This is a genomic window from Micromonospora echinaurantiaca (assembly GCF_900090235.1).
In the GTDB taxonomy this organism is placed as follows: domain Bacteria; phylum Actinomycetota; class Actinomycetes; order Mycobacteriales; family Micromonosporaceae; genus Micromonospora; species Micromonospora echinaurantiaca.
The window spans coordinates 2716056-2728776 of record NZ_LT607750.1 but is presented as its reverse complement, the minus strand read 5'-3'; the positions used below and the strand labels follow the sequence as shown (position 1 = coordinate 2728776).

Genomic DNA, 12721 nt, shown 5'->3' with positions numbered 1-12721 from the left:
TGCTCGACGGGCTGCTGCCGGCGCTCGCCGCCCGGCCACGGGCATGGTGAGGGGATCGCCGGGTAGGTCGCTGCCGCCGACGGGTCGCGACGGAGGGAGCGGGCGGGATGAGCGCTGACTGGCCGGACCGGGCGGACGACCGGCTGACGTCCGTGCACGCTTCGAACCGGATCTGGAACGGCGTCACCACGGCCGCCGGGCGGACGTTCGTCTGCTATCCCAACGCTGACGGGCCGGGGATCGCGGTGGCCGAGCTGCGGGCCGACGGGACGGCGGTGCCGTATCCGGACCCGGCCTGGAACGCGGTCCGCGACGACCACGACCCGGACGGCGCCTTCGTCACCGTGAACAGCCTGCGGACCGGGCCGGACGGGCTGCTCTGGCTCGTCGACAGCGGCGCCCCCGGGTTCGGCGCGCCGCCGGTGCCGGGCGGCCCCCGCCTGCTCGCCGTCGACCTCGCCACCGACCGGATCACCCGCTGTTACGACCTGACCGCGGTGACCCGGCCAACCAGTTTCCTCGACGACGTCCGGTTCAACGGCCCGACCGCCTACCTCACCGACGCCGGCGCGCCCGCCCTGGTCGTCCTCGACCTGGCCAGCGGCCGGGCCCGCCGGGTGCTGGACGGGCACTGGAGCACCACGGCCGGCCGACCGATGAGCGCGGACGGCACCCCGCTGCGGGACCTGGACGGCGCCGAGGTCCGGCTGCACGCTGACCAGTTGGAGGTCTCGCCGGACGGCGCCCACCTCTACTTCCAGCCGGCCTGCGGCCCGCTCGCCCGGGTCGCCACCCACTGGCTGGACGACCCGGACGTCCCGCCCGACACCCTGGCCGGCGCCGTCGAGCGCTGGCTGGACACCCCGAGCACGGGTGGCACCGCGATCGACGCCGACGGCGCGATCTACCTCAGCGACGTGGACCGGCGCCGGATCCTGCGGATCGCTCCCGACCGGCAGGTGGCGACGCTGGTCGCCGACCCGCGCCTGGCGTTCGCCGACGCGCTCTGGATCGACCGCGGCGGCGACCTGCTGATCCCGGTGACCCAGCTGCACCGCACCGCCGGGCTGGCCGGCGGCCGGGACAGCGTCGAGCGGCCGCTGCGGATCTACCGGTGGCCCGTCGGCGCCCGGCCGGCCCCGAACGACCACCCCTGAGCGGGCCCGGCGTACCGGGTCAGGACGGGGTGGTCGGCTGGCCGGCCTGGTACGCGGCCGCGAGCCGTTTTGGCGCGCAGGCGTACCACGCCTCGACCACCAGTTCGGTCAGCTCCTCGACGTCGAGCTGGTCGAGCCGCGCCAGGATCACCGGGTAGCCGTCGAAGTGCGGGGTGGTGAAGTAGACGGCCGGGTCGTCGGCGAGCAGCGCCTCCTTGGCCCCCACGTCGGGCACGTACGCGCCGAGCACCGGGCCGTCCGGCGCGGCCGGGCCGAGCGCCTCGCGGTCGGCCTTGCGTAGCGGGCGGTCGAAGACGAAGGACTTCTTCCGCACCCGCCACGCCGGCGCCCCGTTGTACGACGGGTGCTCGCTGGTCTCCGGCAGGCCCAGCGCGATGCGGCGTACGTCGTCCCAGGTGGCCACGTCCCGACGATACGCGCCGCGCGCGGCCGGTGGGTGGCCGTACGGTCACCCCTCCCGCCACTCGGCGAGCACCTGGTCGAGCGTGTGCCGGGCCTCGGCGGCGCGTGCCGGGTCGGCGTCGTCCAGCGTGATCAGCGCCTTCCACAGTGCCCAGCCGCGTCCCCGGGCCCAGGTGGCGTCGTCGACGCCGAGCACCTCCCGGAACGCCGTCCGGCTCGGCCCGTCCAGCAGCGTCCAGGCGATCACCGTGTCGCAGGCCGGGTCGCCGACGCCGCAGCAGCCGAAGTCGATGACGGCGGCCAGCCGGCCCTCGCGGACCAGCAGGTTGCCGAAGGCGACGTCGCCGTGGAACCAGACCGGCGGGGCGTCCCAGGTGGTGGCCAGGGCGGCCGTCCAGATCGCGGTGACCGGGTCGCGGGGGATCCGGTCGCCGAGCGCGTCGACCGCCCGCCGGGTCTCCGCGTCGTACGTGCGCAGCGGCGCCCCGCGCCAGGCGCTGTGCCGGCCGGCCGCCGGCCCGCCGGCCGGGTCCACCCGGCGCAGCGCGGCGAGGAAGCCGGCGAGCGTGGTGGCGAATTCGGTCAGGTCGGCGATCCGCTCCGGGCGGGCGGTGTCGCCGTCGATCCAGCGGTGGACCGACCACGGGTGCGGGTAGCCGGCGCCGGGTTCCCCGGCGGCGAGCGGGGTCGGGACGGTGAGCGGCAGCCGGGGCGCGAGCACCGGCAGCCAGCGTTGCTCCTTCGCGACCTGCAGGGCGTAGCCCTCGCCGCAGGGCAGCCGGACCGTCATCCGGTCGCCCAGGTGGAACGTACGGTTGTCCCACCCGCCGACCGCGACCGGCCGGACCGGCAGGTCGCCCCAGTGGGGGAACTGCGCGGCGACCAGCCGGCGCACCAACCCCGCGTCGATCCGCCCGCGCAGCACGTCGTCCGGCACCGGCTCCACGACTCGCCCATCCCGCCCCACCCGCCGACTCTCCCCACCCGACCCCACCCCGGGCAACCCGATTCCCGCCCGGCTCCGGTGATCAAGGGGTTCGTGTCACGCCGGGGGCGGATCCTGACGCGAACCCCTTGAGCAACAGGGGAGGGGGTCAGGTGGTGCTGGGAGTGGGGGCGGGGGTGGGGCGGAGGGCGGTGGAGAGGGGGAGCAGGGTCACCAGCAGGCAGGCGGCGGCCATCGCCAGCAGGGCCGGGGCGAGGCCGAACGCGGCCACCGACCAACCGCCGAGCAACGCGCCCACCGGCAGCCCGACGAAGCCCAGCGACCCGGCCAGCCCGATCACCCGGGTCTGCAGATCCACCGGCACCCGCTCGTAGAGCGCCACACCCAGCAACGGGTTCACCGCGGCGATGCCGATGCCGGACAGGAAGGTCACCACCAGCACCACCGGCAGTTCCTCGCTGAGCGCCAGCGCCACCAGCCGGGGGGTGCCGCTGACCAGCGCCCCGGCCACGAAGGTCAGGTAGCGGGGCAACCGGGGCCCCAGCACGGTGAACAGCAGGTTGCCCAGCAGCGCGCCGGCCGAGAACACGCCGAGCACCAGGCCCAGCCCGGCCGGGTTGCCCAGCACGTCGGCCACCCAGAGCGGGATGTAGACGGCGATACTGGCGTTGGCCACCATGTTCAGCGCGGCGATGACCAGCAGCATGCTCAGCAGCATCCGGTCCCGGCCCAGGTAGCGGAACCCGCCGGCGAGCGCGCGCAGGTAGCCCTCCGGTTGCGCCAGCGTCGCGCTGGCCGCCGGCGGGCGGACCAGGGCGCCGATCAGCAGCGCGCAGACGCCGAACGTCGCCGCGTCGATCAGGATCGCCCCGGTCACCCCGAACCACCAGACGAGCAGGCCGCCGGCGGCCGCCCCGAAGAGGGTGACCAGCCGGCCCAACCCGTCATAGACCGAGGTCAGCCGGATCAGCCGCACCCCGGCGGCCTCCGCGGCCGGCCGGAACAGCACGTGCTTGACCCGGTCGCCGATGCCGCGCAGCCCGCCGACGACGGCGACCAGCGCCACCAGAGCGCCGAAGCCGAGCCACGGGGTGAGCGCCACCGCCACCATCAGCGCCGCGCTGGCGAGGTCGGCCAGGATCGAGGTGCGGCGCAACCCGATCCGGTCCGCCCACGGCGTGGCCAGCGCGCTGGAGAGCAGGTACGGCAGCGTCTCGGCGAACGCCACCAGGCCCATCTTGGCCGGGCTGCCGGTGGTCTCCAGCACCAGCCAGGGGATGGCCACCACCGAGATCCGGCTGCCCAGGTTGGAGATCAGATCGGCGGTGACCAGGGTGACCAGTTCCCGCCGGGGAGTCACGCCGGGCTGCCGATCGCGGCGTGCGGGTTCGCCGCGGCGTACCTCGCGCGTAGCGCCCGCTTGTCCACCTTGGCCGAACGGTTCAGCGGCAGCCGGTCGACGAACTCGACCGCCTCGGGTGCCCAGGTGTCGCTCAGCGCGGTGGTCACCAGGTCGATCAGCTCGGCGCCGGTCACCGTCGCGCCGGGCGCCGGCACCACGAAGGCGTACGGCACCTCGCCGGCCACCTCGTCCGGCACGCCGATCACCGCGGCCGCCCGCACCTGCGGGTGCCCGGCCAGCACGTCCTCGATCGGGCGGGAGTAGATCGGCCAGCTGCGCTGCCGGGTGAGGATCCGGTCCTGCAGCCGGTCGACCAGGTAGAGGTAGCCGTCGGCGTCCAGGTGCCCGATGTCGCGGGTGCGCACCCAGCCGTCGACCAGCGTGTCGGCGGTCAGCTCCGGCTCACCGTGGTAGCCGGCGAAGCGCAGCTCGGTGTGCACCCACACCTCACCGTCGACGCCCGGCGGCAGCACCGTGCCGTCCTCGGCGCGGATCTCCACCCGCACGTCGCCGTACGGCCGGCCGCAGGAGCGCAGCCGCTCCGGGTGCTCCGGGTCGTCGGTCAGCCCGGGCAGCGCGGTGATCACCACCGCCTCGCTGAGCCCGTACACGATGCGCAGCACCGGGCCGAAGCGGGCGATCGCCTGCCGCAGCCGGGCCGGCGCGGCGGGGCCGGCGCCCACGTTGAACATGAACATCGCGGAGAAGTCCGCGCCGTCCAGCGCCGGGTGGTCGAGCACCTCGTAGAGCATCGGCGGGGTGACGAAGGTGGAGTTGATCCGCTCCCGCTGCACCGTGTCGACGAACCGCGCCGGGTCCCAGCCGTCGCGGAGGAACAGCACGCCGCCGGTGAACAGGTTGAACAGCGTGGTGATCTGGCCGCTGGCCAGCCACATCGGCGAGTGCGACAGGTGCCGCAGCAGCGGGAAGCCGGCGGCGCGGAAGTCCGCGGCCAGGGTGAGGATCTGCGCGTAGAAGCTCTCCCGGTGGTGCACCAGCTTCGGGGTGCCGGTGGTGCCGCTGGTCTGCAGGAACGACTCCGGCGCGGGCACCTCGCCGGGCAGCTCGTCGGGCCCGTCGGGTCGGTCACCGGATGCGGTGGCCGCGGTGAGGTCGGGGCCGGCGCCGCCCGGTCCGAGACAGAAGACCGGCACGCCGGGCAGGGCGGCGGCCAGCTCCGGACCGAGGCCCGCCGGGTCCCGCGCGTCGTAGAGGAACGCGTCGGGACGGGCCAGCCGGGCGAAGTCGGCGACCTCCCGCCGGGAGGTGACCGGCGCGACCCACATCGTGCGGCAGCCCAGCAGGTGCAGGGCGAGCTGCACCAGCGGCCCCTCGACCGGGTTGCCGAGCGCGACCAGAACCGCCGCGCCCGGCCGTACGCCGTGCCGGCGCAGCGTGCCGGCCAGCGCGCACACCTCCGCGCGCACGTCGGCGTAGCTGAGCCGGCGGCCACCGCCGACCAGCGCCTCCCGCTCGCCCCAGCCGGCGAAGAGCGCCAGCGCCCGGTGCACGTAGCTGGCCCGTTGCCCGTCAGTCATCGGCAGTCCCCATCCGGTCCGGCGGTGCCCGGGCAGTTCCCGGGCAGGGCGCGGCGGTGGCGCGCGGGTCGGCGACCACCTCGCCGCCGCCTGTGAGCGTAGGGTGTTCCCGCTGTCGGCGGAGAGTGGCCGAACGGCGCTCCGCGCGGACTGGCGGACATTTGATCGCGTCGATCAGGTTGATTGACGCCCATCTTCGGCGGCGGTTAGTTTCCGGTCCATCCCAGCCGGTGACCGTCCGCGGACGGCCCTGAGCTGCCACCACGATGGAGGTTCAATGGCGACTCCGAAGAGATGGCACGTGATAGCTTCCGCCGCCGCGCTGCTGGTCGCGGGCACCCCGGCCGTGGTCGCCAGCGCCGGCCCCGATTCGACGTCCGGGGCGCGCGGCGACCGGGCCGTCTGGGCGGGCAGCTGGGCCGCCGCGGTGACCCGCGGCAACGCCACCGGCCTGACCAACACCGGGCTGAACAACCAGAGCGTGCGGATGGTGGTGCACACCTCGGTCGGCGGTCCCCGGCTGCGGGTGCGACTGAGCAACATCTACGGCGAGCAGGCGGTCCAGGTCGGCCGGGCCACCATCGCCCGCCCCAACACCGCCACCGCGGACGACCACTCCGACATCGACCCGGCCAGCCTGCGCGAGCTGCGCTTCAACGGCGCCGCCTCGGCCACCATGAACCGCGGCGCCGAACTGCTCAGCGACCCGATCGACTTCCCGGTCGGCGACCAGCAGGACCTGGTGCTCACCGTGCACTTCCCGACCCCGACCGGCCCGGTCACCTTCCACGGCCAGTCCCGGCAGACCAACTTCATCGGCGCCACCGACCTGACCTCCGCCGCCGACGGCGCGGGCTTCACCATCCGGCCGAACTGCTGCTGGTTCTTCCTCTCCGGCATCGACGTGCAGCGCCGGCACTCGCCGGGCTCCGTGGTGGTGCTCGGCGACTCCATCGGCGACGGCAACGGCAGCACGGTCAACGCCAACAAGCGCTGGCCCGACCTGCTCGCCGACCGGCTGATCGACGCCCGGCCGGACGTCCGCACCCCGGGCGTGCTCAACCTGAGCCTGGCCGGCAACCGGCTCAACCACGAGGGGCCGGAGCCCGGCGCGGGCGGCTTCCCCGGCTACCACGAGCTGGGGCCGAATGCGGTGAGCCGGCTCGACGAGGACGTCTTCGCCCAGACCGACGCCCGCACCGTGGTCACCCACCTGGGCATCAACGACATCTGGATGTCCGGCGACTCCGCCGAGCAGATCATCGCCGCCCTGCGGCAGATCAACCAGCAGGTCAAGGCGCGCGGCCTGCGCAGCCTGGTGGCCACCCTGACGCCGTACGAGGGGCACGGCAACCCGGGGGTGTGGACGCCGGAGAAGGAGGCCACCCGGCAGGCGGTGAACGCCTACCTGCGCGGCAGCGGCGAGTTCGACGGGCTGCTCGACTTCGACCGGGTGCTGCGCGACCCGGCCCAGCCCAGCCGACTGCTGCCCGCGTACGACTCCGGTGACCACATCCACCCCAACGACGCCGGCAACCAGGCGATGGCCGACGCCGTGCCGCTGCGCCTGCTCGGCCTCTGACATCCGGCGCGGGCGGCGGCCCACCCCGCCGCCCGCGCCACCGCTTCCCGGGGGGAGACCGACGTGGACGTCCCGCAGGTGCTGACCCGGCTCTACAGCGACGAGGGCCGGCAGGACCCGTACCCCTGCTACGCCGCCCTGCACGAGCTGGGGCCGGTCAGCCCGGTGCCGGCGCGGGCCGAACACCGCACGGTGGCCGCCGTCGCCGTCGGCTACGACCTGGTCAGCCAGGTGCTACGCGACCCGGAGTGGTACAAGCAGGCCCCGCCCGGCTGGACTGAGCAGGAGGTGCTGCGCACCCTGCAGACCTCGATGATGTTCGTGAACCCGCCCGACCACACCCGGATGCGGGCGGTCTTCGCCAAGACCTTCACCCCGCGCCGGCTGGGCGCCCTCGAACCGGCCGTGGTCCGGGTGGTCGACGAGCTGCTGGACCGGATGGCCGACGCCGGGGACACCGGGTTCGACTTCGTCGCCGAGTTCGCCTACCCGCTGCCGGCCCGGGTGATGGCGGAGTTCATCGGCATCCCTGCCGAGGAACTGGACTTCTACCGCCAGCGGGTGGAGCGGATCGACGACTTCCTGGACGTGGCGGGCAAGACCCCGCAGCGACTCGCCGCCGCCAACACCGCAGCCACCCAGCTGCGCGCCTTCTACACCGAGCTGATCGCCCACCGGCGCCGCCGCCCCGGCGAGGACCTGATCAGCGGCCTGGTCGAGGCGGTCGACGCGGGCGACGTTCCGCTCACCGAGGACGAGCTGGTCAGCAACCTGATCGTGCTGTTCAACGCGGCGTTCGTCACCACCGTCTACATGTTCAGCAACGGCCTGCCGCTGCTGCTGGCCCACCCGGAGGTGGCCGCCGCGCTGCCCGGCGACGACGCCCTGACCCGGGGCGCCGTCGACGAGATCCTGCGGCTGGAGGCCCCGGTGCACTTCCTGGCCCGCGCCGCGCCCCGGGACACCGTGCTCGCCGGGGTGCCGGTCGAGCGGGACCAGAACGTGCTGCTGGTGCTCGCGGCCGCCAACCGCGACCCGGCCCGGTTCCCCGACCCGGACCGGTTCGACCCGCACCGGCCCGGCCCGCCCTCGCTCGCCTTCGGCGTCGGCCTGCACTTCTGCCTCGGCGCCGCGGTGTCCCGGCTGGAGGGTCGGCTCGCGCTGCCCCGGCTGCTGGCCCGCTTCCCCCGGCTCGCGGTCGCCGAGCAGCCGATCTACAGCGGTAGCCTCTTCCTGCGCGGCATCGACAAGCTGCTGCTGCACACCGGCCGGCGGGAGGGCGCGTGAGCCTCCACCCGCAGGTGGCGGCGTACCGGGCGGCGCGCGCCGCGGCCGGCACCCCACCGCTGTACAGCCAGACCCTGGCCGAGGCCCGCGCCGCCGACCTGGCCGCGATCCGGGCCGGCGGCGGCGCGGTCGAGCCGGTCGCCGAGGTCCGCGACACGCACGTCCCCGGCCCGGCCTGCGACCTGCCGGTACGGGTCTACCGGCCGGCCGGCCCCGGCGCGCTGCCCACCCTGGTCTACTTCTTCGGCGGCGGCTGGACGCTGGGCAGCATCGACACCGCCGACGGCATCTGCCGGCGGCTGGCCAACGCGGTGCCCTGCCAGGTGGTCACCGTCGGCTACCGGCTCGCCCCGGAGCACCCCTTTCCAGCTGCCGTGCACGACTGCCACGCGGCCACCCGGTGGCTCGCCGCGCACCCGCGCGAGTTCGGCCTGGATCCGGCGCGGCTGGCGGTAGGCGGCGACAGCGCCGGCGGCAACCTCGCCGCCGCGGTCACCCTGCTGGCCCGGGCCCGGAGTGGGCCCCGGCTCGCCGCGCAACTGCTGGTCTACCCGAACACCGACCAGACCGCGGTGGCCGCCGGCGACGACGACCCGCTGCTGTTCAACCGCCACTCGGTCGACTGGTACCGCCGGCACTACCTGCCCGACCCGGACGCCGCCCACGACCCGCTGGCCTCGCCGCTGCTCGCGCCGGACCTGACCGGCCTGCCGCCCGCCCTGGTCGTCACCGCCGAGCACGATCCGCTGCGCGACGAGGGCGAGCGGTACGCGCACCAGCTGCGCGCCGCCGGGGTGCCGACCACCCTCACCCGCTACCCCGGGATGATCCACGGCTTCTTCGCCATGCCCGGCGTCTTCGACGACGGCCGGCACGCCCAGGACGAGGCCGCCGCGTTCCTGCGCGGGCGGTTCGGGTTGACTGGCACCGACCCGGATGCGGTGCCGGCGGGAAGGGGGACCAACGATGGCTGAGGATGTGCTGCCGAAGCCGGCCGGGCCGGTGGCGGAGCCGCCCGCACCGGCCTGCCTGGCCGACTACGCCGAGCGGGCCCGGGCGGTGCTCCCGCCCGAGGTGTGGGACTACATCGACGGTGGCAGCGGCGCTGAGATCACCCTCGCCGCCAACCGGCGGGCGCTGGACCGGGTGGCTGTGCTGCCCCGGGTGCTGCGCGGCGTTCCCACCCCCCGTACCGAGACCCGGCTGCTCGGCGCGCCGTCCGCGCTGCCGGTGGCGGTGGCGCCGATCGCGTACCAGCGGCTGGTGCACCCGGACGGGGAGCTGGCGCTGGCCGCCGCCGCTGCCGCGGCCGGCGTGCCGTACCTGGCCAGCACGTTGGGCAGCGTGCCGATCGAGCAGGTCGCCAAGGCCGGCGGGTCGGTCTGGTTCCAGCTCTACTGGCTGCGCGACCGGGGTCTGGTCACCGACCTGCTGGACCGGGCGCACGCGGCCGGCTGCACGGCGCTCACGGTCACCGTGGACGTGCCGGTCCTCGGCCGGCGGCTGCGCGACGTGCGCAACGCGTTCGCCGTCCCGCCGCACGTGGTGGCGGCGAACCTGCCGGCCGGGCGGGACGACCTGGCGCACACCGCCATGCCGGGCGTCTCCGCCATCGCCACGCACACCCACGCGGTCTTCGCGCCCGCGCTGACCTGGGACGACCTGGACTGGCTGCGCGGGTGCACCGCGCTGCCGCTGGTGGTCAAGGGCATCCTCGATCCGCGCGACGCCGTCCTCGCGGTCGCCGCCGGCGCCGACGCGGTGGTGGTCTCCAACCACGGCGGCCGCCAGTTGGACGGCGCGCCGGCCACCGCCGCCGTGCTGCCCGAGGTGGTCGCGGCCGTCGCGGACCGCTGCGAGGTGCTGATGGACAGCGGCATCCGCGGCGGGATGGACGTGCTGCGCGCCCTGGCGCTCGGCGCGAACGGGGTGCTGGTCGGCCGGCCGATGCTCTGGGCGCTGGCCGTCGGTGGCCAGGCCGGCGCCGAGGCGGCGCTGACCCTGCTCGCCGACGAGTTCCGCGACGCGCTGGCGCTGACCGGGTGCGCGGACCCGGCGGCCGCCCGCGAGCTGAGCACCCGGACGGTGGACTGAGCGTGGCGGCGCCGGCGGACCTGACCGTGGTCGACCTGAGCACGGCCGACCTGCATCCGGCCGTCGACGACCCGGCACTGAACTCGATGAACTTCCTCAACGAGGTGGCCCAGCACTACCCGGACGCGGTGTCGCTGGCCGCCGGCCGGCCGTACGAGGAGTTCTTCGACGTCGCCGCGCTGCACCGCTATCTGGACACGTTCCGCCGCCACCTCGCCGACGACCTCGGTCTCACCCCGGCCCAGGTGCACCGCACCCTGTTCCAGTACGGCCGGACCAAGGGCGTCGTGCACCACCTGGTGGCCCGCAACCTCGCGGTGGACGAGGGGATCGGCGTCGACCCGGAGGCGATCGTGGTGACGGTCGGCTGCCAGGAGGCGATGTTCCTGGTCCTGCGGGCGCTGCGCACCGGCCCGGGCGACGTGCTGCTCGCCGTCGCGCCCACGTACGTCGGGTTGACCGGCGCGGCCCGGCTGCTCGACCTGCCGGTGCGCCCGGTCGCCGGTGGGCCGGCCGGGGTCGACCTGGCCGACCTGCGCGCCCAGGTGCGCCGGGCCCGGGCCGACGGGCTGCGCCCGCGGGCCTGCTACCTGATGCCGGACTTCGCCAACCCGTCCGGCACGAGCGTGGGCCTGGCCGACCGGCGCCGGCTGCTGGCCCTGGCCGAGGCGGAGGACCTGCTGCTGCTGGAGGACAACCCGTACGGCCTCTTCCCGGCCGGGGACGCCGAGCGGGTGCCCACGCTCAAGGCGCTGGACACCGGCCGGCGGGTGGTCTACCTGGGGTCGTTCGCCAAGACCGTGCTGCCCGGGGCGCGGGTCGGCTACGTCGTCGCCGACCAGCGGGTTGCCGGCGCGGACGGTACGGTCGGGCTGCTCGCCGACCAGCTCGCGAAGATCAAGAGCATGGTCACCGTGAACACCTCCGCGATCGCCCAGGCGGTCATCGGCGGGGCGCTGCTGGAGCACGGGTGCAGCCTGGTCGCCGCCACCGTCCGCGAGCGGGCCGCGTACACCCGGAACCTGCGGCACCTGGTGGCCGGCCTGGCCCGGCGGTTCCCGGCGGACGCCTCGCCGGTGCGCTGGAACGTGCCGGCCGGCGGCTTCTTCGTGGTGGTGACCGTGCCGTTCCCGGTCGACGACGCGCTGCTGCACCGCTCCGCCCGCGAGTACGGGCTGCTCTGGACCCCGATGGCGCACTTCTACGACGCCGGCGCCCCGGTCGACGCGTTGCGGCTGTCGGTGAGCGCGGTGACTCCGGCCGAGATCGACCTGGGCCTGGACCGGCTGGCCGCCCTGGTCGCCGACGAGTTGGCCCGCCGCTGCGCGTCGGGACCGGTGGCCTGACACACCGCGTTCACCGCATGGCCATCCGCGACTGCCCACGTTCACGTGTCCTGCATGGACGGTCATAATGGACGCCATGGTCGCCTGGGAGTACGCCCTGCTGGTCCGCCGCTATCAGGGGCAGGGCCGCAATTTCCACGTCAGCTTCATCTGGTACGGCCCGGACGGGTCGCGCCGGGACATCACCGCGTACGGCGACACGGCGATCGCGCACCTGAACCGGGCCGGCCGGGAGGGCTGGGAACTGGTCTCCGCCGCCGAGGACGTGAACAACGTCCAGGGCAGCACCGAGGTGCACCGCTACCACCTCAAGCGGCCGATCGGCTGACCGCCCGCGCCCCCTCCGCCGCCCGCGTCCGCCTCGGCCGGCCCGTCGATCTCACCCGGGCCCGGCAGTCAGCGGCGGCATGCCGTTCACCCGGCGTTGTTGCTACCGGGATGCGGGCCAGTGCTCCGCCCTTCAGGGCGGGGGTGAAGGTCCGCGCTGGGAGGGCGGTCAAGGCCCGAGCAGTGCCTTAACGGGAACGGTTCTGCTGCTCGATGTACTGCTTCACGACGCTTAGAGGTGCGCCGCCGACGGAGCCTGCGAAGTACGAGCCCGACCACAGCTTGTTGGCCCGGTAGTAGTGGCGTGCGAGGTCGGGGAATTCCTGCCGCAGGCGGCGGGATGACACCCCCTTGAGGGAGTTGACCAGGCGGGCAACAGCGATCTTGGGCGGGTAGTTGACCAGCAGGTGTACGTGGTTGTTCTCGCCGTTGAACTCGACCAGCTCGGACTCGAAGTCCGTGCACACGTCCCGCATGATCTGTTCCATCCGGGACAGGTGCCGGTCGCCGAACACCTTGTGCCGGAACTTCGTAACGAAAACCAAGTGAACATGCATCGCGAAGACACAGTGTCTGCCAGTGCGAATGCCTTCGAGTTCAGCCATAAACCAATGGTACG

The 12721-nt window shown here is 74.5% G+C and carries 12 protein-coding genes; 7 read left to right on the top strand and 5 right to left on the bottom strand.

Annotation, left to right across the window (positions count from 1 at the left end; translation table 11 throughout):
- The first annotated feature begins 107 nt into the window (after positions 1 to 107).
- Positions 108 to 1157 carry an L-dopachrome tautomerase-related protein gene (locus tag GA0070609_RS12550; RefSeq protein ID WP_088993982.1) on the top strand — a complete coding sequence of 350 codons (1050 nt, stop codon included), beginning with the start codon at positions 108 to 110 and terminating at the stop codon, positions 1155 to 1157.
- 19 nt (positions 1158 to 1176) lie between these two features.
- On the opposite strand, the gene GA0070609_RS12545 is transcribed toward GA0070609_RS12550, so the two are convergent.
- The 4 genes from GA0070609_RS12545 to GA0070609_RS12530 form a co-directional block, all read right to left on the bottom strand.
- Complete coding sequence (locus tag GA0070609_RS12545) at positions 1177 to 1581, bottom strand: MmcQ/YjbR family DNA-binding protein (RefSeq protein ID WP_088993981.1); 405 nt, start codon at positions 1579 to 1581, stop codon at positions 1177 to 1179.
- 45 nt (positions 1582 to 1626) lie between these two features.
- Positions 1627 to 2526 (bottom strand): aminoglycoside phosphotransferase family protein, encoded by a 900-nt coding sequence (locus GA0070609_RS12540; RefSeq protein ID WP_197700260.1) that lies wholly within the window; start codon positions 2524 to 2526, stop codon positions 1627 to 1629.
- Between the two features lie 148 nt (positions 2527 to 2674).
- A complete protein-coding gene (locus tag GA0070609_RS12535; protein WP_088993980.1) occupies positions 2675 to 3886 on the bottom strand; it encodes an MFS transporter in 1212 nt (403 codons plus the stop codon).
- Complete coding sequence (locus GA0070609_RS12530; protein WP_088993979.1) at positions 3883 to 5466, bottom strand: class I adenylate-forming enzyme family protein; 1584 nt, start codon at positions 5464 to 5466, stop codon at positions 3883 to 3885. Before GA0070609_RS12530 ends, GA0070609_RS12535 begins: the two co-directional genes overlap by 4 nt.
- A gap of 304 nt (positions 5467 to 5770) precedes the next feature.
- Here GA0070609_RS12530 and GA0070609_RS12525 point away from each other — a divergent pair, with 304 nt between their 5' ends.
- The 6 genes from GA0070609_RS12525 to GA0070609_RS12500 all read left to right on the top strand — a co-directional run bounded on the left by GA0070609_RS12525 (position 5771) and on the right by GA0070609_RS12500 (position 12103).
- Positions 5771 to 7048, top strand: coding sequence for an SGNH/GDSL hydrolase family protein (locus GA0070609_RS12525; protein ID WP_172899505.1), 1278 nt, complete (start codon positions 5771 to 5773; stop codon positions 7046 to 7048).
- 63 nt (positions 7049 to 7111) lie between these two features.
- Positions 7112 to 8335, top strand: coding sequence for a cytochrome P450 (locus GA0070609_RS12520; RefSeq protein ID WP_088993977.1), 1224 nt, complete (start codon positions 7112 to 7114; stop codon positions 8333 to 8335).
- Positions 8332 to 9309: an alpha/beta hydrolase gene (locus GA0070609_RS12515; protein WP_088993976.1), complete on the top strand. Its 978-nt coding sequence runs from the start codon at positions 8332 to 8334 to the stop codon at positions 9307 to 9309. Before GA0070609_RS12520 ends, GA0070609_RS12515 begins: the two co-directional genes overlap by 4 nt.
- Positions 9302 to 10429, top strand: a complete 1128-nt coding sequence (locus GA0070609_RS12510) for an alpha-hydroxy acid oxidase (protein WP_088993975.1) — start codon at positions 9302 to 9304, stop codon at positions 10427 to 10429. Before GA0070609_RS12515 ends, GA0070609_RS12510 begins: the two co-directional genes overlap by 8 nt.
- Positions 10378 to 11775 (top strand): aminotransferase class I/II-fold pyridoxal phosphate-dependent enzyme, encoded by a 1398-nt coding sequence (locus tag GA0070609_RS12505; protein ID WP_408630646.1) that lies wholly within the window; start codon positions 10378 to 10380, stop codon positions 11773 to 11775. Before GA0070609_RS12510 ends, GA0070609_RS12505 begins: the two co-directional genes overlap by 52 nt.
- Positions 11776 to 11842: 67 nt before the next feature.
- Positions 11843 to 12103 (top strand): hypothetical protein, encoded by a 261-nt coding sequence (locus GA0070609_RS12500; protein WP_088993974.1) that lies wholly within the window; start codon positions 11843 to 11845, stop codon positions 12101 to 12103.
- A gap of 187 nt (positions 12104 to 12290) precedes the next feature.
- Here GA0070609_RS12500 and tnpA read toward each other — a convergent pair whose 3' ends face one another.
- The gene (gene tnpA / locus GA0070609_RS12495; protein ID WP_088993973.1) at positions 12291 to 12707 is read right to left on the bottom strand and encodes an IS200/IS605 family transposase; all 417 of its coding nucleotides are present in this window, start codon (positions 12705 to 12707) and stop codon (positions 12291 to 12293) included.
- Between the last annotated feature and the right edge of the window lie 14 nt (positions 12708 to 12721).

Excerpts from the sequence above, each read along its gene's own strand:
- GA0070609_RS12550 (WP_088993982.1), top strand. The coding sequence starts at position 108 with ATGAGCGCTGACTGGCCGGACCGGGCGGACGACCGGCTGACGTCCGTG.
- GA0070609_RS12530 (WP_088993979.1), bottom strand. The coding sequence starts at position 5,466 with ATGACTGACGGGCAACGGGCCAGCTACGTGCACCGGGCGCTGGCGCTC.
- GA0070609_RS12510 (WP_088993975.1), top strand. The coding sequence starts at position 9,302 with ATGGCTGAGGATGTGCTGCCGAAGCCGGCCGGGCCGGTGGCGGAGCCG.
- GA0070609_RS12500 (WP_088993974.1), top strand. The coding sequence starts at position 11,843 with ATGGACGCCATGGTCGCCTGGGAGTACGCCCTGCTGGTCCGCCGCTAT.
- tnpA (WP_088993973.1), bottom strand. The coding sequence starts at position 12,707 with ATGGCTGAACTCGAAGGCATTCGCACTGGCAGACACTGTGTCTTCGCG.